The organism is Ruegeria pomeroyi DSS-3 (assembly GCF_000011965.2).
Taxonomy (GTDB): Bacteria; Pseudomonadota; Alphaproteobacteria; order Rhodobacterales; family Rhodobacteraceae; genus Ruegeria_B; species Ruegeria_B pomeroyi.
In genome coordinates, this window is record NC_003911.12 from 3,124,959 (window position 1) to 3,150,179 (window position 25,221).

The window sequence follows — 25,221 nt, forward strand, 5'->3', positions numbered from 1 at the left end:
CCCTATTTCGTGCCGAACATGCGGTCTCCGGCATCGCCCAGGCCGGGCATGATATAGCCCTTGGAGTTCAGTGCCCGGTCCAGCGAGGCGGTGACGATGGGCACATCGGGGTGTGCCTCCTTCATCCGCGCCACGCCTTCGGGTGCGGCCAGCAGGCAGAGGAAGCGGATATCGGTGGCGCCAGCCTGTTTCAGCAGATCGACGGCGGCGGCCGAGCTGTTGCCGGTGGCCAGCATCGGATCGACCGCGATCACCAGCCGATCCTGCAACCCTTCGGGTACCTTGAAATAATATTGCACCGGTTGCAGCGTTTCCTCGTCGCGATAAAGGCCGACAAAGCCGACCCGCGCCGAAGGGACCAGTTCCAGCACCCCGTCGAGCATGCCGTTGCCCGCCCGCAGGATCGACACCAGCGCCAGCTTCTTGCCCGCGAGTATAGGCGCCTCCATCTCTTCCAGCGGGGTTTCGATGGTGCGGGTGGTCAGCGGCATCTCGCGCGTGACCTCATAGGCCAAGAGCTGGGTAATCTCGCGCAGAAGCTGGCGGAAAGAGGCGGTCGAGGTGCCCTTGTCCCGCATCAGGGTCAGTTTGTGCTGCACCAGCGGGTGGTCGACGACGGTCAAATGTTCGTTCATGATGTCTCCAGTCTCTTAGCGACCCGGCTCCGGGTGTCTTCATCACAGAATGCCGCTCTGAGCGCGGTGGCGTTCAGGTCGGCGAAATCCTCTGCCCCCCAGCCAAAGGCTTTGGCCAGCATCTCATACTCCCGCCGCATCGTGGTATGGAAAAACGGCGGATCGTCGGTGGATATGGTGACGCGGACACCCGCGTCACGCAGCCGCGCGATGGGATGCGCTGCAAACGAGGGATAAAGGCCCAGCACCACGTTCGAGCCGGGGCAGACCTCGAGCGTGATGCCCCGGTCGGCCAGTTCATGCACCAGATCGGCGTCCTCGATGGCGCGCACGCCATGGCCGATGCGCTCGACCCCCAGCACACGCACCGCGTCGCGCACGCTGTCCGGCCCGCCAAACTCGCCCGCATGGGTGGTGAGCCTCAGCCCCGCCTCGCGGGCGCAGTCGAAGGACCAGGAATAGTCGCCCTGTTTGCCCACGCCCTCGTTGCCGCCCATGCCGAACCCCACGATCCAGTCGCCCGCCGTCTCGGCGGCGCAGCGGGCGGCGCGCCTGGCCTGATCGGGGCCGAAATGGCGCACACAGGTGACGACGCCGCGCAGGGTAATGCCCAGTTTCGCCTCGGCCTCGTCCGCCGCGTCACGGATGGCGGCCAGGTAATCGCGCCAGGCGGCGACATCGCCGCCGCCGCAGAAGTCGGGGCTCAGGAAGGTCTCGGAATAGACCACCCCGTTCTCGGCGCTTTGTTCCAGGATCGCCCAGGTCAGGCGGCGGAATTCCTCGGGGCCGGTCAACACCGAAGAGGCAGCCTCGTAAACGCTGAGGAAATGGGCGAAATCGCGGAAATCATAGGACCCGTCCGGCTTGAAGATGCCGCGCAGGTCGATCTTTTTCTCATGCGCCAGTTGCCGGATCAGGGCGGGCGGTGCGGCGCCTTCGTGGTGCAGGTGCAATTCGACCTTGGGCAGGTCGGCGACCGGGGGATGTTCTTCGCTCACAGAAAACTCCTCCCCGGCCCCTGCGCCGGAATAGCCAGATGCGCCGCCACCGAGGCGGCGATATCGGCGAAATTCACCTGTCCGATTTGCCCGGCGCCACGCCCGGCCACCAGAACCGGCACCTGTTCGCGGGTGTGATCGGTACCGCTCCAGCTGGGATCGTTGCCATGATCGGCGGTCAGAACCATCAGGTCGCCGGGCCGCAGGCTTTGCAGGATTTGCCCGATCTCGCGGTCAAACCACTCCAGTGCCCTTGCATATCCGCTGATGTCGCGGCGGTGGCCGTAAAGGCTGTCGAACTCGACAAAATTGGCAAAGGTCAGGCTGCCCTCTTCGGCGGTGCCGATCAACCGGGCAAGATGGGTCATCAGCTCGGCATCCGACCCTTTGACCACATCGTCGATCCCCTGCATCGAGAAGATATCGCCGATCTTGCCCACCCCATGCACGCGGCGGCCCGCATCCTGTGCCCAGTTGGTCAGCACCGGCGCGGGCGGGGTGATGGCAAAATCCTTGCGGTTGGTGGTGCGGGTGAACCCGGCCTCGGGCGTGCCGACGAAGGGCCGCGCGATCACCCGCCCTACCTTCATCGCATGCAGGCGCGGCGCGACGGCCTTGCACAGCGCCAAGAGGCGGTCGAGGCCAAAGGTTTCCTCATGCGCGGCGATCTGGAACACGCTGTCAGCCGAGGTATAGCAGATGGGCTGGCCCGTCCGCATATGCTCGGCCCCGTGGCGGTCGATGATTACCGTGCCCGAAGCATGGCAATTGCCAAGGATGCCGTCGCTGCCAGCAGCCTGGGCCACCGCCTGCACCAGATCATTCGGGAAGGCGGGAATGGTGTCGGGGAAATAGTGCCAGTCCCACGGCACCGGCAGGCCCGCCAGTTCCCAATGGCCCGAGGGCGTATCCTTGCCCCGGCTGTGTTCGCGCGCGCAACCCCAGAGGCCCGAAGCCTCCGCTGCCAGCCCCGGCGTGGCCGCGTCCGAAGCCAGCCGGGTGGCCGCGCCAAGGCCCAGCCGGTCGAGATGGGGCAGATGCAGCGGGCCGCTGCGCCCCTCTTCCGCCGCGCCACGCGCGCAGGCCTGGGCGATATGGGCCAGCGTGTTGGCGCCGGTATCGGGGCGGTCGCCGTTAAAGAAAGTATCGGCATCCGGCGCACCGCCGATGCCGACCGAATCCATCACCACCAGAAAGGCACGGGTCATGGCGTGATCCTTTCATGGATAAGCGGTGGCGCGGCCACCGGCTCTGGCCCGATGGTGATCGCCGCGCGCAGGGTGGCCTCGGCTGCCTCTGCCGCCTCTTGCCTTGCGGCGTGGATGGTGGCGAGCGGGGTGCCTGGGTTAACCGCTGTGCCCAGCCGGATCACCCGTGACAGGCCAACCGCCGGGTCAACAACATCGGTCTCGACCTGCCGCCCGCCGCCCAGCGCCACCACGGCAAGGCCCAACACCTCGCCGTCGATGGCGGTGACATAGCCTGACGCGCGGGCGGGAACCTCGCGGATCACGGTTGCCTCGGGCAGGAACCGCTGCCAGTTCTCGACAAATTGCACCGGCCCGCCGACAGCCGCGATCATGCGACCAAAGCGTTCGGCCGCGCGACCGTCTGAGATGATGGCAGCAATGCGCGCGGCCCCGCTGACCGCATCCGTTGCCAGCCCCGCATCAGAGAGCAGCACGCCGCCCAGCTCCGCCGAGAGTTGTGCCAGCGGGTCATCAGCGTGACCAGAGGTCAGCACCCGCATCACCTCGCCCACCTCGAGCGCGTTGCCGAGGCTGGGCGCCAGCGGCTGGCTCATATCGGTGATCAGGGCCGAGGTCCGGCAGCCAGCGGCATTGGCGGTCTCGGTCAGGGCAAGGGCCAGCGCGCGCGCCTCGTCCGGCGATTTCATGAAGGCGCCGCTGCCCAGTTTAACGTCCAGAACCAACGCATCGGGGCTGGCGGCCAGTTTCTTGGACAGGATCGAGGCGGTGATCAGATCGAGGCTTTCGACCGTGGCGGTCACATCGCGGATGGCATAGAGCCGCTTGTCGGCGGGCGCGATGCGCGCGGTGGCGCCAACGATGGCAGCGCCGGTATCGCGTACCACCTGCGCCAGCCGGTCAGGCCCAAGCTGGGTGGTGACGCCGGGGATCGCCTCCATCTTGTCGAGCGTACCGCCGGTATGGCCCAGCCCCCGGCCCGAGATCATCGGCACATAGGTACCGCATTCGGCCAGCGCGGGCGCCAGCACCAGACTGACGCAATCTCCCACCCCGCCGGTGGAATGCTTGTCGATCACCGGCCCGTCGAAATCCCAGTGCAGCACATCGCCGGTATCGCGCATGGCCAATGTCAGCGCCGCGCGCCCCTCAGAGCCAAGCCGACCCATGCAAACACCCATGGCAAAGGCGCCCGCCTGAGCATCGCTGACACTACCATCGGCAAGGCCTTGGGCGAACCAGGTCAGTTCAGCCGCACTGGGCACCTCGTGGCGCCTGAGCCGGGCAATGATGGCGCGGGCGTCCATGGTTCAGCCTTTGTCCATATGGGCTGCGCCAAAGGCGCCGGGCAGCAGCTGACCGATGGTCATCGCGGTTTCGACCCCGTCGAGATTGGCCATAGTAACGACCACATCCGGGTCGCCGAATTCGGCCAGTTTCTGGCGGCAGCCTCCGCAGGGCGGCACCGGCGCCGGGCTGTCGGCGACCACATAGACCTCGCTCAGCCGGGTCTCGCCCGCGGCGACCATCGCGGCAATCGCCCCGGCCTCGGCACAGGTGCCTTCGGGATAGGCGATGTTCTCGACGTTGCAACCGGCATAGACCACGCCCGAGGCACCCCGAATGGCCGCGCCCACCTTGAACCGGGAATAGGGCGCGTGGGCGTTTTCACGAACGGTCAGGGCGGCGGATTTGAGGCTCATGGCGATTCCCCGGTTTTTGATCATCTGGTCGGAAATGCATAGCCTATCCCGCAACCGCGCGCGAGAGGAACCGCCGGGCAAGGGGGCGCTGCCCCCGTCCTGCGGCCTCCCCCGGCGTATCTTTGGCGGAATGAAGCGGCTTTAGCCCAGCGTGGTGGTAAAGGTCCCGGGCAGCGTGACCTCGAGCAGTTCGACATCGTCGGAAGGGTCGGACAGGCAGGTGCGCATACCCGGCGGGATCACAAAGGCATCGCCCTGTTCCAGCGGGTACGGATCGCGCCCCTCGCCCATCAGCGTCACGGTGCCGTTCATCACGAAGGTGAACAGGATATCGGTGTCATGGGCCGCCCATTGCGGCGCGCCCTGCCCCCGGCGCACAACCTGCACCCCGGCCACGCCCTTGGTATTCTCGGCGATGGTGGTGTCGCGGTAGATATAGCCCGGCAGGCGGAAGGGGGACCATTCGGCGCCCTCGGCGCGGTTATAGACGAACCTTTGCCCCTGCCATTCACGCTCGGGGCGCAGGTGCGGTGTGGGCAGCATCATCTCGTGGTCGATCTCGGTGACATGTTCGGCCGGAACCCCGATCTCGATCACCTGCACGTTGTCGCTGGCCTCCAGCACCCGGTGGCGGATTTCCGGCGGCTGGATGAAGCAATCCCCTGCGGTCAGGCGCATCTTGTCGCCCTGATCCTCGTAGACCACATCGACCCAGCCATGGATGCAGAAGATCAGCTGAAAACCGACGCGGTGGAAATGCACCATGTCGGGCACCGGCCCGCCATCGGGGATGCGGATATGGCTGGCGATGATCGAGCCGCCCAGCCGCGAGGGCACCAGATCGCGGTAATGCATGCCGGCACGGCCGATGATCCAGGGCGCCTGGTCCTTGAGCCGGCGCACCACGAATGTGTGTTCGGTCTGTGGCATCACCAGGGGCGGGTGGCGCTCCTCTATCTCGATCCGTGTGCCGTTGGGCGCGGTCAGGCTGCGCTGGCAATCGGCGAAACCGTCCGGATCCTCGGTGAGGATGCGCAGGGTGCCGGGCGACTCGGGCGCGCCTTTTTCGATGCGCAGGCGCAGGCCATGACCCGAAAACACCGCGATACGCGGGTCGTCGGCGGGATAGATCATGTCCATCCGCATACCCAGAACCTTGGTGTAAAACGGGATATCGTCGCGCAATTCCTGCGTCGGCAGGCGCATCTCGGCTATGGTGTCGGTCATCGGATCCTCCCTCGGGGCGCGAGAGTGGCGGCTGCGCCCCCCTTTGGCAAGTCGGGCTGCGACCATGTTGCGCGAAAATCCCGGTTTCCCCAGCGTCAAAACTAGTTTAATACTAAACTAGTCTCCCGAGGAGGATTTTCCGAGATGTCCGACCAGCCCAGCCTGCGCCAGGCGGCGCTTGATTACCACGCCTTTCCCAAACCCGGAAAGCTGGAGATCCGGGCCACCAAGCCGATGGCCAACGGCCGCGATCTGGCCCGTGCCTATTCGCCCGGCGTGGCCGAGGCCTGTCTGGAGATCAAGGACAACGCCGCCCACGCCGAGACCTATACCGCGCGGGGCAACCTGGTGGCGGTGGTGTCCAACGGCACCGCGGTTCTGGGGCTGGGCAATATCGGCGCGCTGGCCAGCAAACCGGTGATGGAGGGCAAGGCGGTCCTGTTCAAGAAATTCGCCGGGATCGACTGCTTCGACCTCGAAGTGAACGAGAGCGACCCCGAGAAACTGGCCGATATCGTCTGCGCGCTGGAACCGACCTTCGGCGCCATCAACCTGGAAGACATCAAGGCCCCCGACTGTTTCATCGTCGAGAAACTGTGTCGCGAGCGGATGAACATCCCCGTCTTTCACGATGACCAGCACGGCACCGCCATCGTGGTTGGCGCGGCGGCGCGCAACGCGCTGCATGTTGCGGGCAAGGCGTTCGGGGATATCAAGATCGTCTCGACCGGCGGTGGCGCGGCGGGGATCGCCTGCCTGAACATGCTGGTGAAACTGGGCGTCAAGCGCGAGAATATCTGGCTGTGTGACATTCACGGTCTGGTTTACGAGGGCCGCGCCGAAGACATGAACCCGCAAAAGGCGGCCTTTGCCCAGGCCACCGATCTGCGCACGCTGGACGATGTGATCGCGGGGGCCGACCTGTTCCTGGGCCTCAGCGGACCCAATGTGCTGAAACCCGAGATGGTGGCGCGCATGGCCAAACGCCCGATCATCTTTGCACTGGCCAACCCCACGCCCGAGATCCTGCCCGACGCGGCGCGCGCGGTGGCCCCGGATGCGATCATCGCCACCGGGCGCAGCGACTTCCCGAACCAGGTCAACAACGTCCTCTGCTTTCCCTTCATCTTTCGCGGCGCGCTGGATGTGGGCGCGACCGAAATCAACGACGCCATGCAGATCGCCTGTGTCGAGGGGATCGCGGAACTGGCCCGTATCACCACCAGCGCCGAAGCGGCGGCGGCCTATCAGGGCGAGCAGCTGACATTCGGGGCCGACTATCTGATCCCGAAACCGTTCGATCCGCGCCTGGTGGGGGTCGTTTCCTCTGCGGTGGCGCGAGCCGCGATGGAAAGCGGCGTGGCGCGTCGCCCGATCACCGATCTGGAGGCCTATCGCCAGAAGCTGAACCAGAGCGTGTTCAAATCCGCCTTGCTGATGCGCCCCGTGTTTGAGGCAGCGGCCAAGGCGGCGCGGCGGCTGGTCTTTGCCGAGGGCGAGGACGAGCGGGTGCTGCGCGCGGCGCAGGCCATTCTGGAAGAGACCACCGAAACGCCGATCCTGATCGGCCGCCCCGAGGTGATCGAGGCGCGCTGCGAGAAGATGGGCCTGTCGGTGCGCCCGGGTCAGGATTTCCAGATCGTGAACCCGGAAAACGACCCGCGTTATTACGACTACTGGACCTCGTATCACCAGTTGATGGAACGGCGCGGCGTCACGCCGGACATTGCTAAGGCGATCATGCGCACCAACACCACCGCCATCGGTGCCATCATGGTGCATCGGGGCGAGGCCGACAGCCTGATCTGCGGCACCTTTGGTGAGTATCGCTGGCATCTGAACTATGTCGAGCAGGTGCTGGGCAGCAAGGATCTGCGCCCGCATGGCGCGCTGTCGCTGATGATCCTCGAGGACGGGCCGCTGTTCATTGCCGATACCCATGTGCGCAGCCGCCCCAGCCCCGAGGAGCTGGCCGAGATCACGCTGGGCGCCGCCCGCCACGTGCGCCGCTTCGGCATCGAGCCGCAGATCGCCCTTTGCTCGCAGTCGCAATTCGGCAACCAGGCCGAAGGCTCGGGCCAGCGGCTGCGCCAGGCGATCGAGATCCTTGACAGCCGGCCCCGCGACTTTGTCTACGAGGGCGAGATGAACCTGGACAGCGCGCTGGACCCCGAGCTGCGCCAGCGCATCTTCCCCAATTCACGCTTGTATGGCGCTGCCAATGTGCTGATCTTTGCCCATGCCGATGCCGCCAGCGGCGTGCGCAACGTCCTCAAGATGAAAGCCAATGGTATCGAAGTGGGCCCGATCCTGATGGGCATGGGCAACCGGGCGCATATCGTCACCCCCTCGATCACCGCGCGCGGGCTTTTGAACATGGCCGCCATTGCGGGGACGCCCGTGGCCCACTACGGTTGATCCCGGCGGCGGCGCAGATGCCGCCCGAAGGGAGAGGTCGGAATGAAGGGACATTGCCATTGCGGCGCGGTGCGCTGGCAGAGCGACGGCAAGGTCGCGTGGAGCTGCTATTGCCATTGCGCCGACTGCCGCCGCAATTGCGCCGCGCCGGTCACCGCCTTTTTCGGGCTCCCGCATGAAAGCGTCACGTGGAGCGGTGACGCACCGCGCATCTACCGCTCGACCGACCGGGTCGAGCGGCTGTTCTGCGGCACCTGCGGCACCCAGATGGCCTATCGCAACGCCGATGACCGCGTGAACATACATCTCTATACGGCAACGCTGGAAGATCCCTCCGCGCTCCCGCCGCGGTTTCACGTCTTTCATACCGCGCGGCTGCCCTGGCTGGACCTGCAGGACGACTTGCCCCGTTTCGACCGCACGGCAGGGTGAGGGCGATTCCACCCTGTTTGCAGAACAAAAGTTTGCAATTTTGCAAACAGGCGCGGATTTCCTGAATAACCCGGCTCAGAAAGCGGCTTTGCAAAAGTTTGCAGGACGATTTCCGCGATCTCTGCAAATTTCTTGCGATAATGTGACGCGACGTCCTTTGTCCGGCTTGCCCGGTGGCACCGCTATGCCTAACACACCATCCAGCCGAACGTGAGGAGGACGCCATGGCATATCAGGACGTATACGAGAGCTGGAAGAGCGATCCCGAAGCCTTCTGGATGGAGGCCGCCAAAAGCATCGACTGGGTTGAAGCGCCCAGCCGCGCGCTGGATGACAGCAACGCGCCGCTTTACGAATGGTTCACCGATGCCAAGGTCAACACCTGCTGGAACGCCGTTGACCGCCATGTCGAGGCGGGTCGGGGCGAGCAGACCGCGATCATCTATGACAGCCCGATCACCCATACCAAGCGGCAGATCTCTTACGTCGAGCTGCGCAACCGGGTGGCCATGCTGGCCGGCGCGCTGCGCGCCAAAGGTGTGGAAAAGGGCGATCGCGTCATCATCTATATGCCGATGATCCCCGAGGCGCTGGAGGCGATGCTGGCCTGTGCCCGTCTGGGCGCCGTGCATTCGGTGGTCTTCGGCGGGTTTGCCGCCAACGAACTGGCCGTACGCATCGACGACGCCCAACCCAAGGCGATCATCGCGGCATCCTGCGGGTTGGAACCGGGCCGCGTGGTGCATTACAAGCCCCTCCTCGACGGCGCCATCGACATGGCGAAACACAAGCCCGAATTCTGTGTGATCTTCCAGCGCGAACAGGAAGTGGCGCATCTCGAAGAGGGCCGCGATTACAATTGGCACGGGTTCCAGTATGGCGTCGAACCGGCCGAATGCGTCCCCGTAGAGGGCAACCACCCGGCCTATATCCTCTATACCTCCGGCACCACTGGCGCGCCCAAGGGGGTGCTGCGTCCGACCGCGGGTCATCTGGTGGCGCTGAACTGGACGATGAAGAACATCTATAACGTCGATCCGGGCGATGTGTTCTGGGCGGCATCCGATGTGGGCTGGGTCGTCGGCCACAGCTATATCTGCTATGGCCCACTGATCCACGGCAACACCACCATCGTATTCGAGGGCAAGCCCGTCGGCACCCCCGATGCGGGCACCTTCTGGCGGGTGATCTCCGAGCACAAGGTCAAGAGCTTCTTCACCGCCCCCACCGCCATCCGCGCCGTGAAACGCGAGGATCCCAAGGGCGAGATGCTGGCGAAATACGACCTGAGCCATCTCAAGGCGCTCTATCTGGCGGGCGAACGGGCCGATCCCGACACCATCATCTGGGCGCAAAAGGCGCTGAGTGTGCCTGTGATCGACCATTGGTGGCAGACCGAAACCGGCTGGACCATCGCGGGCAACCCGCTGGGGATAGAGGAGCTGCCGACAAAACTGGGCTCGCCCGCCAAGGCAATGCCCGGCTATGACGTACAGATCCTCGACGAGGGCGGCCACCAGATGAAACCGGGCGAGCTGGGCGCCATCGCGGTGAAACTGCCGCTGCCGCCGGGCACCCTGCCCGGCCTGTGGAACGCCGAGGCGCGGTTCAGGAAATCCTATCTGGAGCATTTCCCCGGCTACTATGAGACCGGCGACGCCGGCATGATCGACGAGGACGGGTACCTCTATATCATGGCGCGCACCGATGACGTCATCAACGTTGCGGGCCACCGCCTGTCCACCGGCGGCATGGAAGAGGTTCTGGCCGGGCACGAGGATGTGGCCGAATGCGCGGTGATCGGCGTCAGCGACGACCTCAAGGGTCAGATGCCGCTGGGCTTCCTGTGCCTAAACAACGGGTGCAACCGCGACCACGGGGATGTGGTGAAAGAGGTAGTCAAGCTGGTGCGCGACAAGATCGGCCCAGTCGCGGCCTTCAAGCTGGCCGTGGTGGTCGACCGCCTGCCCAAGACCCGCTCGGGCAAGATCCTGCGCGGCACCATGGTCTCGATCGCTGACGGCAAGGAGTACAAGATGCCCGCCACCATCGACGATCCGGCCATCCTGGACGAGATCAAGGTCGCACTGCAATCGCTGGGCTACGCCAAGTAACCCCCAGCGCGACCGCAAGAACAGGCGCCGCCCCCCGGGCGGCGCCTTTTTCATGCCCGCATCGCATCCGCCCAACAGCTTGTGATCGCCCGTCATCGCGCCAGCGATTGCCAGGTCACGGGCCGTTTTCTACCCTGACCGCAATCGCTGCAACTGATGAGGTTTCCCCATGCGCGCGTTCCTGACCGCCCTGGCCTGTTGTGCCGCCCTGCCCGCCTTGCCCGCGCTTGCAAGCGAGGGGCAGCGTATTCAGGTCACCGGAGAACTGATCGACACCTGGTGTTACTACTCGGGCGTCATGGGCGGCCCCGAGGCGGTGGTCGGCTCGGCCCATCACACCTGCGCCCTGTGGTGTTCGGCAGGTGGCATCCCGGTGGGGCTGCAGGCCGAGGACGGCACCATCTACATGGTGCTCAAGATCGAGCAGGACGACCAGCTGGCCGGGGGCGATACCGCACTGCGCCTCGCCTCGCACACGGTCGAGGCCGACGGGATGCATTACCAGCGCGACGGCATCAACTATCTGATCGTAGACCAGGTGATCAGCGATCTGGACATCACCAACCTCAACCACGAAGACTATGGCCCGGTGCCCGGCTTCGCCATTCCGGAGCCCAAGGAATGAAGCGCCTTTCTCTCGCGCTGGCGCTGCTCGCCAGCCCCGCCCTCGCTCAGGATTTCTCGGCCGGATCGACCGCCAAGCCCTGGAACCTCTATGCCGAACAGCCCGCGTTCTTCGAGGCCAAGGTGGTCGATCTGCTGTGTGAGCTGACCGGCGACTGCCCCGCCGATTGCGGCGCGGGCAAGCGGCAGCTGGGTCTGCTGCGCAGCGCCGATAACGTGATGGTCCTGCCGCTCAAGAACGGCCAACCGGTGTTTTCCGGCGCCGCCGCCGATCTGGCGCCCTATTGCGGCCAGACGGTCGAGGTGGACGGGCTGCTGATCGACGACCCCGATCTGGGCGCCAAACATGTCTATCAGGTGCAAAAGATCCGCCTGCCCGGCAGTGAATGGGAAACCGCCAATCGGTTCACCAAGGTCTGGGAGGAAGAGAACCCCGAGGCCACCGGCAAGGGCCCCTGGTTTCGCCGCGATCCGCGTGTCCTCGACCATATCGAGGACAGGGGCTATCTGGGCCTGGGGCTGGAGGTGGACGAGGCCTTTATCAAGGAGTGGTTCTGATGCGTCTCCTGCTTCGGGCCGCGTTGCTGGTGGGGGTCGCGCTGGCGGCCCCCGCACAGGCGGGCAATGCGCCGCTGCCCTTTGATGTGGGCGGCCCGTTCGAACTGACCGATCAGCACGGTGCAAGGCGCAGCCAGGCCGACCCGCAAGGGCACGGGCAGCTTCTGTTCTTTGGCTATGCCACCTGCCCCGGCATCTGCTCGGCGGCGATGCCGATGATGGCCGACGCTGTGGACCGGCTGGCCGAGGCGGGCATCCCCGTCACCCCGGTCATGATCACGGTCGATCCCGAACGCGACCGTCCCGGCGAGATGAACGCGCCCCTGGCGCGCTATCACCCGGATTTCATCGGCCTGACCGGATCGGAGGCCGAATTGCAGGCCGCCTATAGCGCCTATTCGGTGGAGCGCGAACTGGCCTATGTCGATCCCGAATACGGGCCGGTCTATACCCATGGTGCCTTTATCTATCTGCTGGACGCCAAGGGCGAGGTGCTGAGCCTGTTCCCGCCCATCCTCAGCTCGGACCGGGTGGTGGAACTGGCGCGCAAATACCTCGGCTCCGAAGGATAGTGACCTAGCGTCACCTTTGGTTCCGGGCGTAGCGTTTGGGCGAAGGGCCGCCTAACCTGCCGGCAGGAGGCCCCGGACATGACAGATACAGCGCTTTGGCAATTGGACGCGACGCAGATCGCGGCACAAACCACAAGCGGCGCGCTGAGCGCCGAACAGGCGGTCGGCGCCGCCATCGAGCGGATGCAGGCGGTGAACCCTGACCTGAACGCGGTGGTCGACAGCTGCGCCGAGGCGGCGATGGATCGCGCCCGCGCGCTGGACAAGGCCCGCGCCGCGGGCACGCCCTGCGGACCGCTGCACGGGGTGCCGGTCACCATCAAGGTCAATGTGGATCAGACCGGCTATGCCACAACCAACGGTGTGACCGCGCTGAAGGACATGATCGCGCCCGATGACGCACCCGTGGTGCGCAACCTGCAAGCGGCGGGCGCGGTGGTGATCGGGCGCACCAACACGCCCGAGTTTTCCTTCCGCGCCGATACCGACAACCCGCTTTATGGCCGCACCCATAACCCCTGGGGGCGGCATATCTCGCCCGGCGGTTCCTCGGGCGGGGCCGGGTCGGCGGTGATGGCGGGGATCGGCGCGCTGGCCCATGGCAACGATATCGGCGGCTCGCTGCGCTTTCCTGCAGCGGCCAACGGCGCCGTCACCGTGAAACCCGGTCTGGGCCGGGTGCCCGCCTGGAACCCCAGCCAGAAGGCCGAGCGCGGCATGCTGGCGCAATCCATGTCGGTGCAGGGGCTGATCACCCGGTCTGCCGCCGATCTGCATCTGGCCATGCCCAGCCTGATCGCCCCCGACCCGCGCGACCCGTTCCACGTGCCCCTGCCCTGGCGCGGCACCCCGGTCGAGGGGCCGATCCGGGTTGCCTTTACCAAGGCGACCTATGGCTATGACCTGCACCCCGAGGTCGAGGCGGCGCTGGACACCGCCCGCGACGCGCTGCGCGATGCCGGTTATCTGGTCGAAGAGGTCGAGACCCCCGACGCCTTCGAGGCGGGGCGTGCCGGCTATCGCGCCCTGATGGGCGAGGTCTGGGCGCTGATGAAGGCCGATGTCGACGCCTATGGCTCGCAAACCGTGCGCGACATCTTCGAGGTGTATTTCCAGGAGTTCCCCCCCTTTCACGGCACCGAGCTGTTGCAGGTGATGGCCGCGCGCAGCCACTACGCCCGCGAATGGTCTCTGTTCCTGGAGCAGTACCCTCTGGTGCTGGGCCCGTTCCTGCCGCAGCCCTTCTTTGGCCCCGACCGCGACACCGAGGGCGCCGAGGGCGTGCACGAAGCTCTGGGTTCTGCGGTCTGGTCATATGCGATGAACTTCATCGGCCTGCCCGCCGCCTGCCTGCCGACACGTTTGGCCGATCTGCCCAAGGGAGCGCAACCGATCAACGTGCAGATCACCGCCCGGCGCTGGCGCGAAGACATGGCGGTGGACGCCGCCGCCGCGGTCGAGGCACGGGTGGGCCGGATGGCGCCCCATCTTTGGGCGCGGATGGGATGAGTTGAGCCTTTTCGGCGACGAGAGAGATCGCGACACGCGGAAATTGACCCCGGGCATGGGGTACGGGACTGCCCGGGGCCATCACTTCACTTAAATCAGACGGCCGATGGTCATTCGGGGCGGACGCAAGCTACAAACCTGCGCCCGCTGCAAACCATGCGAACTCGTCCCAACACTCGACGTGAAGCAGCCACTCACTTCCACCTCACGCGATGTATCGGCAAGGAAGAGGCTGCCAGAAAGCGGCGCGCTTTCCTGTGAAATTGTTCACATAATTGCAAAAATTACGTAAACGATTGCAATTTCACGTGAATTGCTCGGAAATAAGACGCTCTTCCAGCCCGTGGCCCGGATCGAACAGAATCCGGTGACGGATCGTCGGTTCGGACTGGATCTCGACCCAGTCGATGTCCGTGATCGAGGTCGAATCCGCATCGGCCATGACCGGGCGCTTGTCCGCATCGACCACGTCAAAGCGGACCTTGGCGGTCTTGGGCAGCAGCGCGCCGCGCCAGCGGCGCGGGCGAAAGGCGGCAATGGCGGTCAGCGCCAGCACGTCCGACCCGATCGGCAGAATCGGCCCATGCGCCGAGTAGTTGTAGGCGGTCGATCCCGCCGGTGTCGCCACCAGCGCCCCATCACAGACCAGTTCCGCCAGCCTGAGCCGCCCATCGATCGAAATTTTCAGCCGCGCCGCCTGCGGGCCCGCGCGCAGCAGCGACACCTCGTTGATCGCCAGCGCCCGATGTATCTGACCCGCCTGATCCATCGCGGTCATCGACAGCGGATTGATGATCTCCTCTTCAGCCGCCGCCAGACGTTCCAGCAGGCTGGTCTCGGCATATTCGTTCATCAGGAAACCGATGGTGCCCCGGTTCATGCCATAGACCGGCACATCCAGATGCTGGGTGCTGTGCAGGGTGCGCAGCATATAGCCATCGCCCCCCAATGCCACGATCACCTCGGCATCGCGGGGGGCTGCATTGCCGTAACGACCGACCAGCGCGGCGCGCGCGGTCTGGGCCACCGGCGCGTCGCTGGCGAGAAAGGCGATTCTTTTCGACATCAAACAATGTTTCCGGTGCTGCGCATTCGGTTCCGAAACAAGCACACCTTCCCCCCAGTGACCAGACTTGACGCCGCAGTTGGCCATTTCGTCGCTTTACAGCCTTTTGCCTTGCCGCGGTTTCCGATAGGAAATCGCACAAATCGACCCTTCTCATGCGGAGCTGTCATGAACGCGAGCCACCAGGATACCGGATTTTTCACAGAGGCGCTTTCGGAGCGTGATCCCGAGCTGTTCGGGGCGATCACGTCCGAGCTGGGGCGTCAGCGCGACGAGATCGAGCTGATCGCGTCGGAAAACATCGTTTCCGCCGCCGTGATGCAGGCGCAGGGCTCGGTGATGACCAACAAATACGCCGAAGGCTACCCCGGCCGGCGCTATTACGGCGGCTGCCAGTATGTCGACATCGCCGAGAACCTGGCGATCGAGCGGGCCAAGCAGCTGTTTGGCTGCGGCTTTGCCAATGTGCAGCCCAACTCGGGCAGCCAGGCCAACCAGGGCGTGTTCCAGGCGCTGATCAAGCCGGGCGACACCATCCTGGGCATGAGCCTGGACGCGGGCGGCCACCTGACCCATGGCGCCGCGCCCAACCAGTCGGGCAAATGGTTCAACGCGGTGCAATACGGCGTGCGCCAGCAGGACAACCTGCTGGATTACGACCAGGTCGAGGCGCTGGCCAAGGAGCACCGGCCCAAGCTGATCATCGCCGGCGGCTCGGCGATTCCGCGCCAGATCGATTTTGCCCGGATGCGGGAGATTGCGGATATGGTCGGGGCCTACCTCCATGTCGATATGGCGCATTTCGCCGGTCTGGTTGCGGCGGGCGAGCACCCGAGCCCGTTTCCGCACGCGCATGTGGCCACCACGACCACGCACAAGACCCTGCGCGGGCCCCGTGGCGGTATGATCCTCACCAATGATGAAGATATCGCTAAGAAGGTGAATTCGGCGATCTTTCCCGGTATCCAGGGCGGCCCGCTGATGCATGTGATCGCGGCCAAGGCGGTGGCCTTTGGCGAGGCGCTGCGCCCTGAATTCAAGACGTATATTCAACAGGTTATCGCCAATGCCCAAGCGCTGAGCGACCAGTTGATCAAGGGCGGTCTGGACACGGTGACCCATGGCACCGACACCCATGTGGTGCTGGTCGACCTGCGCCCCAAGGGGGTCAAGGGCAACGCCACCGAAAAGGCTCTGGGGCGCGCGCATATCACCTGCAACAAGAACGGCGTGCCGTTTGATCCGGAAAAGCCGACGGTGACCAGCGGCATCCGCCTGGGCAGCCCCGCGGGCACCACGCGCGGCTTTGCCGAGACCGAATTCCGCCAGATCGCCGACTGGATCATCGAGGTGGTCGATGGCCTGGCCGCCAATGGCGAAGACGCCAACGAGGCCGTCGAGGACAAGGTCAAAGCCCAGGTCGCAGCCCTCTGCGCAAAATTCCCTATCTATCCAAACCTTTGATTAATAAAAGCGTTTCGGATTGACACCACAGCTGCCACCGGCCATCCCGGTGGCAGTTCTCATTTTCGGGCTGACCATTTGACCAGGATACGCAACAACCGGACGCGCCAGCTGGAACGGCGGCTTGGCGACTGGATGCGCGCCCGCCTGCCCCATGTGCTGGCGGAATTCGTCATGTTCGTTCTGAAACAGGGCTGGGCCGCGCTGTTCGGTGCCTCGCTGCTGATCGGCCTGATCGTCAGCGACCGCATCTGGCAGCCGGACTGGGCGCTTGCCCGTTATGATGCGCTCTTGATCTATGCGCTGGGTCTGCAGGTGCTGTTTCTGGCGTTGGGACTGGAGAGTTGGCGCGAGGTCCGGGTCATCCTGCTGTTTCATCTGACCGGGACCGCGATGGAGATCTTCAAGGTCCAGGCGGGCAGCTGGGCCTATCCCGGCCCGGGTCTGATCAAGCTTTGGGAGGTGCCGCTGTTCTCGGGCTTTATGTATGCCTCGGTGGGCTCGTACATGGCGCGCGCCATCCGGCTTTTCGACATGCGGTTTGCACCCTACCCGCCCTTCTGGCTGTCGGTCCTGCTGGCGGTTGCGATCTATGTGAATTTCTTCGCCCACCATTTCCTGACCGATGTCCGGCTGATCCTGTTCGCTGCGACGGTCGCGCTCTATGCCCGGACGCGGATCACGTTCCGCATCGGCGATCATCGCTACTGGATGCCGCTGCCGCTGGCGGCCTTCTTCAGCTCGTTCTTCCTGTGGCTGGCCGAGAATGTGGGCACCGCCACGCGGACCTGGCTCTATACCGGGCAAGTTGCCGGAGAGATGGTGCGGCTGGCCAAGATGGGGTCCTGGTATCTGTTGCTCTATGTCAGCTTCGTCACCGTGACGCTGGTAATGCGCGACGCGCTCGAGGAGGCTCCGGCCAAGGGGCGCTCCCGCCCCATTTGACCGCATCGAAGATGCGGCGCAAAGATGCGTTGGGCCGGGCGCCGCGCGTTCCGCGCGGCGATGACCCGTCAGATCAGCCGGCGCCAGGCGAGAAAGGCCAGCAGCAACGCGCCAAAGACCAGCAGATTGAAGACCAGCGCCCCCAGCATGCCCAGCCACCAGCCCTTGCGCCGGTCTGCCAGATCGATGCCGCGCAGATGCGCCTGCACTTCGCGCGCGGCCGCGCTCAGAGAGGGGGCGTTCAGCGTCATCCGCAGGCGCGGATGCGCCATCATCGGTTCGACCCGGGCCAGTTCCATCGCCCGGCGATAGATGCGGCGCGGCAGCCGGTGCTTGGCCCGCCTGAGCGCCAGCCGCAGGGATTTGCCATGCACGCCAAGCCGCGCCCGCAACAGCGCGACGGTTGCGGCTATCTGGTCTTCGATCCGGTCGCTCTCGGTCATGGCATCATCACCCCCGGCGGGCACCATATCGCGCGCAACTGACAGGCTCAATGGGGCTGCCGGGGGCTGGCGGCGCCGGGCGCGACAGGCTATCAGAGCGGCATGCTGAACACGATCCTGCATGGCACCCCGACCGACGCCCCGCCCCTTGTCATCGCCCATGGGCTCTATGGTTCTGGCCGCAACTGGGGCGTCATCGCGCGCCGTCTGGCGGACGAGCGGCAGGTGATCGCGGTCGACATGCGCAACCACGGACACAGCCCCTGGGCCGAGCCACACGACTATCCCGCGCTGGCCGCCGATCTGGCAGACGTGATCGAGGCCCATGGCGGGCGGGCGGACCTGCTGGGCCATTCGATGGGGGGCAAGGCGGCAATGGTGCTGGCGCTCACCCATGGGCAGCTGCTGCGCCGCCTCGTGGTCGCCGATATCGCGCCGGTGACCTATTCCCACAGCCAGATGCCCTTTATCGAGGCGATGCGCGGCGTCGATCTGAGCCGGGTCGAACGCCGCTCGGATGCCGAGGAGATGCTGGCGGCGCAGGGGGTCGAGAAAGCGTTGCAAAGCTTCTTTACCCAATCGCTCGACCTGCCCGGCAAGCGGTGGCGGCTGAACCTCGACGGGCTGGCGGCCAATATGCCCGCGATCATGTCCTTTCCCGAGCTGTCAGGACATTGGGACGGAGCGGCGCTGTTCCTGACCGGTAGCACATCGGATTACGTGCGCACCGAACACCGCCCCCTGATCCGCGGCCTGTTCCCCGCCGCCCGGTTCGCCAAAATCCCCGGCGCGGGTCATTGGCTGCATGCCGACAGACCCCGAGAATTCGAAGCGGCGGTGCGTGTTTTCCTGAACGCCTGACCCTCGGCCCCGGCGCTTACCGCGCGTCCGGGACGCCTCCGGCGGGAGTATTTCGAACCAGAAAGAAGCCCCGGCCTTTTTCATTTCGCCGGAAATACTCGCGGGGGGTCTGCGGGGCTGGCCCCCCGGCCTTATGGCAGGCGTCTAGGCCTCCTCGTCGTAGAGGCGGCGCGCCACCATCCAGCTGACCGGAGCCGCCACGACAAAACCAGCCACGGCCGCCACCAGTATCGCGTTGAGCGAGACCATGCCCGCCGTCAGAACCGCGATCACCGCGGTCCCCGCCAGCGCGGTCGAGATCAGACTGTAGAGAATCGAAGCAAGGCGCATCATGGCCGGACCTCCTGTTTTGGCTGCGCGTCCGACCATGATATTAGATTACCGGAATGTATCCGGCTTTGACCTGGATCACATGCCGGGATCGACCGGTTCGATCCGCTCACCGGTCCAGTCGGCAAAGCCACCCAGATTGTAGACCTCGCCATAGCCCATATCCTTGAGCAACTTGCCCGCCAGCGCCGCGCGCCCGCCCGAGGCGCAATGCAGCACGATCACCCGGTCCTTGCGCAGCTCGGGGTCGTGAAAGGGCGTGTCGGGATCGGCGCGGAATTCCAGCATGCCGCGTGGAATGTGATGGGCGCCGCTGGCGCGGCCGGCGCGCTCGAGCTCGGGCGCATCACGCAGATCGAGCAACAGAGCGCCCTCGGCCACCAGTTGCTGAGCGCGGGCGCCGTCGATGCGCGGAACCACCGCGTTTGCCGCCGCCATCATGTCCTTGACCGTCAATACCATCTTGCGTGTCTCCTGTTCGGTTTCCCGCAGGCTAACATGCGTGTTTCAGAAAGTGTATGACACGATTTCGCGGGCGACACGCCGCCGCCCGCGCCATTCGTTCAGCCCGCCTGATATTGCGGGGTCGAGGCCAGGAACCGGCCATAGGCCCGCGCATCGGGATAAGAGAACTGCTCGGCCAGCGGGTTGGCGCGTTTGCGAACCCCTGCCCCCATATCGGCCAGCAATTCGTCGAAATGCTTGAAATGAAACGGGGCCGAGCACAGCCCGCCATAGACCTGGGCGGCGGGGCGTTCCTTGCGCCTCCAGTTCAGCATCATCTCGATATTGGCGTTCATTTCCTGTGCGCTCGGCTGATGGGCCAGTTGCCCATCGGCAAAGCGGACCAGCCAATTGGCGATCATCTCGGCCGACAGGATGGTGCAGAAGGACGAGTTGAAGCCGACAAAGCCCATGTCGGGCAGGTCCGGGTTCACCGCCAGGCGATAGACCCGGTACTGGCCATCCGCCTCGATCAGCTTGTCGCGGTACTCCTGCGCCAGATAGGGAATGCCCAGTTTCCAGCCCACCGCCAGCACCGACAGGTCGCAAGGCACCCGGTCACCGGTGGTCAGCACCACATGGCCGTCCTCGTAGCGGTCATAGGTGCCCTGGATCGGCTTGACGGTTCCGTCCCTGAAGCTTTCGAACAGGCCCGGCGTCACGATCGGCAGAGAGCACGAGGCCTCCTTCTCGATCGGAGTGTCGGGCACCATGTTCCATTTCTTCAGGCCCAGTTGCGCCTTGAGCAGGGTTTCAAGCCCCCGGAAATTGGCCCAGACCAGCGGTTTCAGCAGCGCGGCGATCACCCGTTGCAGGGGGGATTTGCCCCATTGGTTGAACTGCTGTTCCTGCGCGCGCATGTAAAGCAGTCGCTTGAAGTTGATGCCGCCCACGAAATACGGCACCCGCCAGACATTCTCGCGATAGACCATGGTGACCGATTTCGCGCCGCTGCGGGCCGCGTTCACCACGATGTCGGTGGCCGATTTCGAGCCGCCCAGCACCACCACATGTTTGCCGCGCGCCATTTCGCTGTCGGTATATTCCGACGAGTGGATGACCTCGCCGCCACCGGCGACAAAGGCCTCCTGACCGGGGTGGGTCAGGATGTTCTTGTCGGAAAACTGGCCGGTGCAGATGGCCACGAAATCGAAATCCTCCTTTCGCACCCGGCCTGCCGCTTCGATCGTCAGGGTCCAGCCGGGTTGCCCGTCGGCGCGCCGATCCATCGACAGAATATTGGTGTTGAGCTGAAAGAGCCGTGGCAGATTGTGCTTGTTGGCGTAGGAATGCAGATAGGCATGCACCTGCGGTCCCTTGGGCCATTCGGGATAGGCATCGGGCATCGGCAGATCGGTATAGCAATACAGATCCTTGGGGCTTTGCGTCTGCACGTCGGGGTACGAGCGCGACAGCTCCCACACACCACCGAAATCGTGGCTGCGTTCGAACCCGGTGACCCGGTGTCCGCGCTCGTCAAAGGCCTTTGCCGCGGCAAGACCCGACACCCCGCCGCCGATGACGGCGACGTTCTTGCGTTTTACCATGATATGTTCCTCGCCTTACTGGGCGTCGGGCGGCGGCAGGAAATCGACCTCGTGCAGGGCCGATATGCGCACCAGCTCGGCCGGGTCGGTGACGCCGTCGAGTGCCTTGAACAGATCGAAGAGCTTGCGCGAGGGCGCCACCCCAAAAACACAGGTCGCACCCGCACCCGAGCGGTTGAACACCGCATGCGCCACGCCCTTGGGCATCCGGACCACATCGCCGGGGCCTGCCTTGTTGGCCGTCACATTGCCGGTCTCGAACCCGAAATCCACCTCGAGAGTGCCGCTCAGCACCAGGATCCATTCATCCTGTGTCGGGTGCACATGCGGCGGCACAAAGGTGTCGGCGGGCACTTCGGCATGCCACATGAACACGTTGTCGCTGTGCAGTTTCGGGGTGTAGACCTGTCCGACCACATTCCAGGCCAGACCCTCCAGACCGGCATCGGTGGCGGTGATTCCCGCTTCCATCTGCATATTGTTCCTCCTCCTGTTGGGTTGTTATCCCGCAAGCGTAGAAACGGGCGGGTGGCGCGAATATCCGAAATGCGAAATTTTCGCCGCATCTTTGCCGCCACATGCAGGAATTGCTTTGTGATCGGGGCAAGGGACGCCATGCTGATCCCATGCAGAACAAGCCCGATACCCCACCCCTGTCGCGGTTTCACCAGTTCCGAACAGCGGATCTGGACGAGGCACGCGCGCTGGTGGCACGCAATTTCTGCGGTCACCGGCTGGAACGGCAAGCGCGCGAGGATGCCTTTGACGCCTGCCAGAACCGGGCGGGCGGCAACGGGCTCTTTTACAACTACATCCGCTATGGCGCCGATGTGGAAATCGAACCCGGAGAGCTGGGATCCTTTTACCTGATCCAGGTGCCGATCCGGGGCCAGGCCCTGATCCGCAACGGCAGGACCGAGGTCGAGACCGGCAGCGCCATCGCCTCGGTTCTCAATCCCGACCGCCACACGCGGATGCGCTGGCTGGCCGGGTGCGAACAGGTGCTGCTGCAGATCGACCGCAACCGGCTGACCGCCGTGGCGGAAACCCTGACCGGCACCGCCCTGCAATCCCCGGTCCGGTTCGACCCCCAGATCGACCGCGCCCGCCCCGAGATGCAGCGCTGGCTTGCGCTGTTCCGGCGAGCGGTCTCGGCGGTGGATCATGGCGCGTTGCTCGACCCCGATCAGGCGCTCAGCCGCGCCCTGGTCGAGGACGAATTGATCGCGGGGTTCCTGAGGGCGCAGCCCTCGTCCATCGCACCGCTGCTGGAACGACCCGAAACCGGGCCACTGTCACCCCATGTACGCCGGGCACGCGATTTCATGCAGGCGCATCTGGCCGATCCGCTGACCCTGAGCCAGATCGCCGCCGCCGCCGGCACCTCTCCGCGCAACCTGCAACTGGGGTTCAGCCAGCTGCTCGAGATGACGCCGCTGGCCTATCTGCGCGTGCTGCGGCTGAACTATGCCCGCTACCTGCTGCGCGAAAGCCCGCCGCAGGTCACCATCGCCTCGATCGCGGGGGCAGCCGGGTTCAGCCATCTGGGCCGGTTCTCGGCCCAGTATGCCGCCCGGTTCGGCGAAGGGCCCAGCCAGACCCGCAAACAGCACTACCTGATCTGAGCGCCTCAGTCGCAGGCGGCGGTCACGATGATCTCGACCTTGAGCGTATCGCGCGCCAGCTTCGCTTCGCCGCAGGCGCGCGCAGGCGCGTGACCCGCGGGCACCCAGGCATCCCAGACCGCGTTCATTTCGGCGAAATCAGCCATGTCGGCCAGCCAGACGATGGCCTGCAGGATGCGGGTATTGTCCGACCCGGCCTCGGCCAACAGCGCATCGACGCGCGCCAGACAGTCGCGGGTCTGCTCGGCCACGCTGTCGCCGCTGCCGACCTGACCGCACAGATAGGCGACGCCGTTGTGCTTGACGATCTTGCTCATCCGCTCGCCGGTATGAATGCGTGTGATACCCATGGGTCTGCCCTCTGCAACGCTGAAACTCGCGCCTGTGTTAGCAGAGCGACCGGGGCGAGACCAGAGCGCCTACCAGCTGCCCGAGGCACCGCCGCCCGAGGACGAGCCACCGCCAAAGGACGACCGCCCCGAGCCGCCGCTGTTGCTGTCGCTGATCTTGGGAATGGTGCGGATCTCGCTGTCGTGATGGCCGCAATGGGCACAGTCATATTCGACCCGTTTGCGCCCTTCGCGGGTCTTGGTTGCCGCGCTCAGCACGGTCGAGGTGGTGGACAAGGTGCGATAATTGCATTGCGGGCAGGCACCATAGCCGGAGAACCAGCTTTTGTAGCGGTGGATGTCGATATGGCCGCAATCGGGACAGTGCCAGACATCGTAGTCGACCGATTTCAGATATTCCTCCAGCCGCTGCCCCCCGTCGAGATGTTCGTCATCCGCCTCTTCACCGGCCCGCAGCATCGGCGTGCGGCATTGGGCGCAGGGTCGCGTCCGGTTGCGCAGATAGCGCCTGACCCACAGCGCGGCACCGCCCAGCGGCACCAGCAGCAGCGACAATACCCATTCGCCGATCCGATCCACCGCGCGGGCCAGCCAGCTCCAGCCGCGCTGCGCGGTGCCCATGTCCCAGGCCCCGGGATAGGCGCCGGTCAACTCGCGGATGGTCTCGTCGACCCCGGCCTCGATCCCCTCCTGGTATTCGTCGCGGCGGAAATAGGGCAGGAAACCGGCGTCGATCACCCGCTGCATGCGGGCATCCCAGGCGCGCTCATAGCCGGCGCCGATCTCGATCCGCATCTTGCGGTCGAAACGCACGATCAGTACCAGAACGCCATCGTTGCGCTCGGCATCGCCGATGCCCCAGTTGTTGAACAGACCGGTGGCAAAGGGCTCGATGGCACCGCCATGGCCGTATGTGCCCATGGTGTCGATGGTCAGAACCGTCATCTCGACCCCGTTGTGCCCATAAAGCGCGATCAGCTTGTCGCGCAGCCGATCCTCGGCGGCAGGGTCCAGCAGGTCGGCATAGTCGTTGACATAGAGCTCTTCATAGTCGGGATAGCGCGTGTCCCCGCTCACCGCGCCGCTGCGCGGCGCCTTGCGCGCAGGGGATTTCAGCGCGTCATGCGGCGGGTTCTCGGGCACCACCGAGGCCGGGCGCGTCATCAGCCCGATCCCATAACCGATGGCCCAGCCCAACCCCAGAACCAGCGCGACAATCGTCAGCGCGACACGGATATCCTGCTTTGTCATCGGGCCTCCCTCTCCGCGCCACCTTAACCGCAGCCCGGGACCAAGGCCAAGCGGTCACGGCTGGTCGACAAAGCGCAGCACGACGCGCCCCTCCACCCCGGCAAGGGTCAGCGCATCGCCCTCGACCGCAAAGGCCACAACCTTTGCCAGCGCCTCGAGAAAGCGCCGGTCCAGTGCCTCGGCCTCCTGGGAACAGGCCATCATGGTCATGCCGATGTTGTCGGGAAAGTTGATCCACCCCGCCCCGATCTCGGCCTCTCCCTGAAAACGGTTGCACCCGCCCCGGCCCGAGAACCGCCCGCCGGCGTCAAACGCGATCCCCGGCATGCCCGGCCGCTCGACCGGCATCCCTTCGATCTCGCGCAGCGCCCAGTTGCGCCCCTCCAGCGCCGAGACCTCGCCTGCGACCCGGACCAGCATCAGATCGGCCGTGTTCCCCGCCTCGCCCGTCAGCACCGGAACCACCGTATCGGTCACGAAAAGCAGCCGCTCATCCTGCAATATCCGGGCCGAGACCGCATAGCGCATCGCCGGGTCGATCAGCGCGTCGTCATAGTCCAGCGCAAAATCCATCGGCACGCCGGTCATCGCATAGCGCCGTGCCGACAAGAGCGGCGCCGCCACGTCCTGACGCGAGATATCGCGCAGTTCCACCTGCAAGACCGCACCGGGCGGCAATGCGAACCGCTCGCGATATCCAGCGCTTCCCGAAACGGTCCCCGCCTCGACCGCGCCAGCGACGCAGAGCGCTGCTATTCCCAGAAAAGCTCTCATGACAGACATCCTTCCGAACGGTACACGTACTCCGTGTATCGCAACAGCTCGCCACCCCAACTG

The 25,221-nt window shown here is 65.1% G+C and carries 26 protein-coding genes; 11 read left to right on the forward strand and 15 right to left on the reverse strand.

Annotation, left to right across the window (positions count from 1 at the left end):
• Window positions 1-2 precede the first annotated feature (2 nt).
• The 6 genes from upp to SPO_RS14865 form a co-directional block, all read right to left on the reverse strand.
• Window positions 3-635 (reverse strand): uracil phosphoribosyltransferase, encoded by a 633-nt coding sequence (gene upp / locus SPO_RS14840; protein ID WP_011048626.1) that lies wholly within the window; start codon window positions 633-635, stop codon window positions 3-5.
• Window positions 632-1,633, reverse strand: a complete 1,002-nt coding sequence (locus SPO_RS14845) for an adenosine deaminase (RefSeq protein WP_011048627.1) — start codon at window positions 1,631-1,633, stop codon at window positions 632-634. Before SPO_RS14845 ends, upp begins: the two co-directional genes overlap by 4 nt.
• The gene (locus SPO_RS14850) at window positions 1,630-2,841 is read right to left on the reverse strand and encodes a phosphopentomutase (protein ID WP_011048628.1); all 1,212 of its coding nucleotides are present in this window, start codon (window positions 2,839-2,841) and stop codon (window positions 1,630-1,632) included. The genes SPO_RS14845 and SPO_RS14850 overlap by 4 nt, the downstream gene beginning before the upstream one ends.
• Window positions 2,838-4,148: a thymidine phosphorylase gene (locus SPO_RS14855; protein ID WP_011048629.1), complete on the reverse strand. Its 1,311-nt coding sequence runs from the start codon at window positions 4,146-4,148 to the stop codon at window positions 2,838-2,840. The genes SPO_RS14850 and SPO_RS14855 overlap by 4 nt, the downstream gene beginning before the upstream one ends.
• A 3-nt stretch (window positions 4,149-4,151) precedes the next feature.
• The gene (locus SPO_RS14860; protein ID WP_011048630.1) at window positions 4,152-4,544 is read right to left on the reverse strand and encodes a cytidine deaminase; all 393 of its coding nucleotides are present in this window, start codon (window positions 4,542-4,544) and stop codon (window positions 4,152-4,154) included.
• A 141-nt stretch (window positions 4,545-4,685) separates the two neighbouring features.
• Window positions 4,686-5,771, reverse strand: a complete 1,086-nt coding sequence (locus SPO_RS14865; RefSeq protein WP_044028597.1) for a cupin domain-containing protein — start codon at window positions 5,769-5,771, stop codon at window positions 4,686-4,688.
• 144 nt (window positions 5,772-5,915) lie between these two features.
• Between SPO_RS14865 and SPO_RS14870 the strand changes: the two genes are divergently transcribed.
• The 7 genes from SPO_RS14870 (at window position 5,916) to SPO_RS14900 (ending at window position 13,998) form a co-directional block, all read left to right on the forward strand.
• Entirely contained in the window at window positions 5,916-8,189 is a 2,274-nt protein-coding gene (locus SPO_RS14870) for an NADP-dependent malic enzyme (protein ID WP_011048632.1), read from the forward strand.
• Window positions 8,190-8,231: 42 nt separating this feature from the next.
• Entirely contained in the window at window positions 8,232-8,621 is a 390-nt protein-coding gene (locus tag SPO_RS14875) for a GFA family protein (RefSeq protein ID WP_011048633.1), read from the forward strand.
• Between the two features lie 224 nt (window positions 8,622-8,845).
• Window positions 8,846-10,735, forward strand: coding sequence for a propionate-CoA ligase PrpE (prpE, locus tag SPO_RS14880; RefSeq protein WP_011048634.1), 1,890 nt, complete (start codon window positions 8,846-8,848; stop codon window positions 10,733-10,735).
• 169 nt (window positions 10,736-10,904) lie between these two features.
• Window positions 10,905-11,360, forward strand: coding sequence for a hypothetical protein (locus tag SPO_RS14885; protein ID WP_011048636.1), 456 nt, complete (start codon window positions 10,905-10,907; stop codon window positions 11,358-11,360).
• Window positions 11,357-11,917: a hypothetical protein gene (locus tag SPO_RS14890; protein ID WP_030003244.1), complete on the forward strand. Its 561-nt coding sequence runs from the start codon at window positions 11,357-11,359 to the stop codon at window positions 11,915-11,917. Before SPO_RS14885 ends, SPO_RS14890 begins: the two co-directional genes overlap by 4 nt.
• Window positions 11,917-12,489, forward strand: coding sequence for an SCO family protein (locus SPO_RS14895; protein ID WP_011048637.1), 573 nt, complete (start codon window positions 11,917-11,919; stop codon window positions 12,487-12,489). The genes SPO_RS14890 and SPO_RS14895 overlap by 1 nt, the downstream gene beginning before the upstream one ends.
• A gap of 78 nt (window positions 12,490-12,567) precedes the next feature.
• Complete coding sequence (locus SPO_RS14900) at window positions 12,568-13,998, forward strand: amidase family protein (RefSeq protein WP_011048638.1); 1,431 nt, start codon at window positions 12,568-12,570, stop codon at window positions 13,996-13,998.
• Between the two features lie 304 nt (window positions 13,999-14,302).
• On the opposite strand, the gene SPO_RS14905 is transcribed toward SPO_RS14900, so the two are convergent.
• Window positions 14,303-15,064, reverse strand: a complete 762-nt coding sequence (locus SPO_RS14905) for an NAD kinase (protein ID WP_011048639.1) — start codon at window positions 15,062-15,064, stop codon at window positions 14,303-14,305.
• Between the two features lie 168 nt (window positions 15,065-15,232).
• Here SPO_RS14905 and glyA point away from each other — a divergent pair, with 168 nt between their 5' ends.
• Entirely contained in the window at window positions 15,233-16,528 is a 1,296-nt protein-coding gene (glyA, locus tag SPO_RS14910; protein ID WP_011047309.1) for a serine hydroxymethyltransferase, read from the forward strand.
• A 135-nt stretch (window positions 16,529-16,663) separates the two neighbouring features.
• Window positions 16,664-17,473, forward strand: a complete 810-nt coding sequence (locus SPO_RS14915; protein WP_011048640.1) for a DUF817 domain-containing protein — start codon at window positions 16,664-16,666, stop codon at window positions 17,471-17,473.
• 68 nt (window positions 17,474-17,541) lie between these two features.
• Here the strand turns inward: SPO_RS14915 and SPO_RS14920 are convergent, their stop codons facing one another.
• Window positions 17,542-17,916: a hypothetical protein gene (locus tag SPO_RS14920; protein WP_030003245.1), complete on the reverse strand. Its 375-nt coding sequence runs from the start codon at window positions 17,914-17,916 to the stop codon at window positions 17,542-17,544.
• A 102-nt stretch (window positions 17,917-18,018) separates the two neighbouring features.
• Here SPO_RS14920 and SPO_RS14925 point away from each other — a divergent pair, with 102 nt between their 5' ends.
• Window positions 18,019-18,777: an alpha/beta fold hydrolase gene (locus SPO_RS14925; RefSeq protein ID WP_011048642.1), complete on the forward strand. Its 759-nt coding sequence runs from the start codon at window positions 18,019-18,021 to the stop codon at window positions 18,775-18,777.
• A 144-nt stretch (window positions 18,778-18,921) separates the two neighbouring features.
• Here SPO_RS14925 and SPO_RS14930 read toward each other — a convergent pair whose 3' ends face one another.
• The 4 genes from SPO_RS14930 to SPO_RS14945 all read right to left on the reverse strand — a co-directional run bounded on the left by SPO_RS14930 (window position 18,922) and on the right by SPO_RS14945 (window position 21,635).
• Window positions 18,922-19,110 (reverse strand): hypothetical protein, encoded by a 189-nt coding sequence (locus SPO_RS14930; protein ID WP_044028599.1) that lies wholly within the window; start codon window positions 19,108-19,110, stop codon window positions 18,922-18,924.
• Between the two features lie 75 nt (window positions 19,111-19,185).
• On the reverse strand, window positions 19,186-19,569 hold the full coding sequence (locus SPO_RS14935) for a rhodanese-like domain-containing protein (RefSeq protein WP_011048644.1): 384 nt from the start codon (window positions 19,567-19,569) through the stop codon (window positions 19,186-19,188).
• A gap of 101 nt (window positions 19,570-19,670) precedes the next feature.
• On the reverse strand, window positions 19,671-21,158 hold the full coding sequence (locus SPO_RS14940; protein WP_011048645.1) for a flavin-containing monooxygenase: 1,488 nt from the start codon (window positions 21,156-21,158) through the stop codon (window positions 19,671-19,673).
• Window positions 21,159-21,173: 15 nt separating this feature from the next.
• Window positions 21,174-21,635, reverse strand: a complete 462-nt coding sequence (locus tag SPO_RS14945; RefSeq protein WP_011048646.1) for a cupin domain-containing protein — start codon at window positions 21,633-21,635, stop codon at window positions 21,174-21,176.
• 149 nt (window positions 21,636-21,784) lie between these two features.
• Here SPO_RS14945 and SPO_RS14950 point away from each other — a divergent pair, with 149 nt between their 5' ends.
• Window positions 21,785-22,783 carry a helix-turn-helix domain-containing protein gene (locus tag SPO_RS14950; protein ID WP_044028601.1) on the forward strand — a complete coding sequence of 333 codons (999 nt, stop codon included), beginning with the start codon at window positions 21,785-21,787 and terminating at the stop codon, window positions 22,781-22,783.
• A 5-nt stretch (window positions 22,784-22,788) separates the two neighbouring features.
• On the opposite strand, the gene SPO_RS14955 is transcribed toward SPO_RS14950, so the two are convergent.
• From SPO_RS14955 to SPO_RS14965, 3 genes are all read right to left on the reverse strand, one after another.
• Entirely contained in the window at window positions 22,789-23,133 is a 345-nt protein-coding gene (locus SPO_RS14955) for a RidA family protein (protein WP_011048648.1), read from the reverse strand.
• 69 nt (window positions 23,134-23,202) lie between these two features.
• Entirely contained in the window at window positions 23,203-24,384 is a 1,182-nt protein-coding gene (locus tag SPO_RS22285; RefSeq protein WP_011048649.1) for a TPM domain-containing protein, read from the reverse strand.
• Window positions 24,385-24,438: 54 nt separating this feature from the next.
• Entirely contained in the window at window positions 24,439-25,158 is a 720-nt protein-coding gene (locus SPO_RS14965) for a YbaY family lipoprotein (protein ID WP_158454182.1), read from the reverse strand.
• Window positions 25,159-25,221: the final 63 nt, after the last annotated feature.

Bases quoted from the DNA above. Each gene is read 5' to 3' on its own strand.
- SPO_RS14870 (WP_011048632.1), top strand. From the start codon at position 5,916: ATGTCCGACCAGCCCAGCCTGCGCCAGGCGGCGCTTGATTACCACGCC.
- SPO_RS14940 (WP_011048645.1), bottom strand. From the start codon at position 21,158: ATGGTAAAACGCAAGAACGTCGCCGTCATCGGCGGCGGGGTGTCGGGT.
- SPO_RS14900 (WP_011048638.1), top strand. From the start codon at position 12,568: ATGACAGATACAGCGCTTTGGCAATTGGACGCGACGCAGATCGCGGCA.
- SPO_RS14875 (WP_011048633.1), top strand. From the start codon at position 8,232: ATGAAGGGACATTGCCATTGCGGCGCGGTGCGCTGGCAGAGCGACGGC.
- SPO_RS14955 (WP_011048648.1), bottom strand. From the start codon at position 23,133: ATGGGTATCACACGCATTCATACCGGCGAGCGGATGAGCAAGATCGTC.
- SPO_RS14865 (WP_044028597.1), bottom strand. From the start codon at position 5,771: ATGACCGACACCATAGCCGAGATGCGCCTGCCGACGCAGGAATTGCGC.
- SPO_RS14850 (WP_011048628.1), bottom strand. From the start codon at position 2,841: ATGACCCGTGCCTTTCTGGTGGTGATGGATTCGGTCGGCATCGGCGGT.
- SPO_RS14965 (WP_158454182.1), bottom strand. From the start codon at position 25,158: ATGAGAGCTTTTCTGGGAATAGCAGCGCTCTGCGTCGCTGGCGCGGTC.
- prpE (WP_011048634.1), top strand. From the start codon at position 8,846: ATGGCATATCAGGACGTATACGAGAGCTGGAAGAGCGATCCCGAAGCC.
- SPO_RS14925 (WP_011048642.1), top strand. From the start codon at position 18,019: ATGCTGAACACGATCCTGCATGGCACCCCGACCGACGCCCCGCCCCTT.
- SPO_RS14895 (WP_011048637.1), top strand. From the start codon at position 11,917: ATGCGTCTCCTGCTTCGGGCCGCGTTGCTGGTGGGGGTCGCGCTGGCG.
- upp (WP_011048626.1), bottom strand. From the start codon at position 635: ATGAACGAACATTTGACCGTCGTCGACCACCCGCTGGTGCAGCACAAA.
- SPO_RS14885 (WP_011048636.1), top strand. From the start codon at position 10,905: ATGCGCGCGTTCCTGACCGCCCTGGCCTGTTGTGCCGCCCTGCCCGCC.
- SPO_RS14935 (WP_011048644.1), bottom strand. From the start codon at position 19,569: ATGGTATTGACGGTCAAGGACATGATGGCGGCGGCAAACGCGGTGGTT.
- SPO_RS14855 (WP_011048629.1), bottom strand. From the start codon at position 4,148: ATGGACGCCCGCGCCATCATTGCCCGGCTCAGGCGCCACGAGGTGCCC.
- SPO_RS14930 (WP_044028599.1), bottom strand. From the start codon at position 19,110: ATGATGCGCCTTGCTTCGATTCTCTACAGTCTGATCTCGACCGCGCTG.
- SPO_RS14915 (WP_011048640.1), top strand. From the start codon at position 16,664: ATGCGCGCCCGCCTGCCCCATGTGCTGGCGGAATTCGTCATGTTCGTT.
- glyA (WP_011047309.1), top strand. From the start codon at position 15,233: ATGAACGCGAGCCACCAGGATACCGGATTTTTCACAGAGGCGCTTTCG.
- SPO_RS22285 (WP_011048649.1), bottom strand. From the start codon at position 24,384: ATGACAAAGCAGGATATCCGTGTCGCGCTGACGATTGTCGCGCTGGTT.
- SPO_RS14920 (WP_030003245.1), bottom strand. From the start codon at position 17,916: ATGACCGAGAGCGACCGGATCGAAGACCAGATAGCCGCAACCGTCGCG.
- SPO_RS14890 (WP_030003244.1), top strand. From the start codon at position 11,357: ATGAAGCGCCTTTCTCTCGCGCTGGCGCTGCTCGCCAGCCCCGCCCTC.
- SPO_RS14905 (WP_011048639.1), bottom strand. From the start codon at position 15,064: ATGTCGAAAAGAATCGCCTTTCTCGCCAGCGACGCGCCGGTGGCCCAG.
- SPO_RS14945 (WP_011048646.1), bottom strand. From the start codon at position 21,635: ATGCAGATGGAAGCGGGAATCACCGCCACCGATGCCGGTCTGGAGGGT.
- SPO_RS14860 (WP_011048630.1), bottom strand. From the start codon at position 4,544: ATGAGCCTCAAATCCGCCGCCCTGACCGTTCGTGAAAACGCCCACGCG.
- SPO_RS14950 (WP_044028601.1), top strand. From the start codon at position 21,785: ATGCAGAACAAGCCCGATACCCCACCCCTGTCGCGGTTTCACCAGTTC.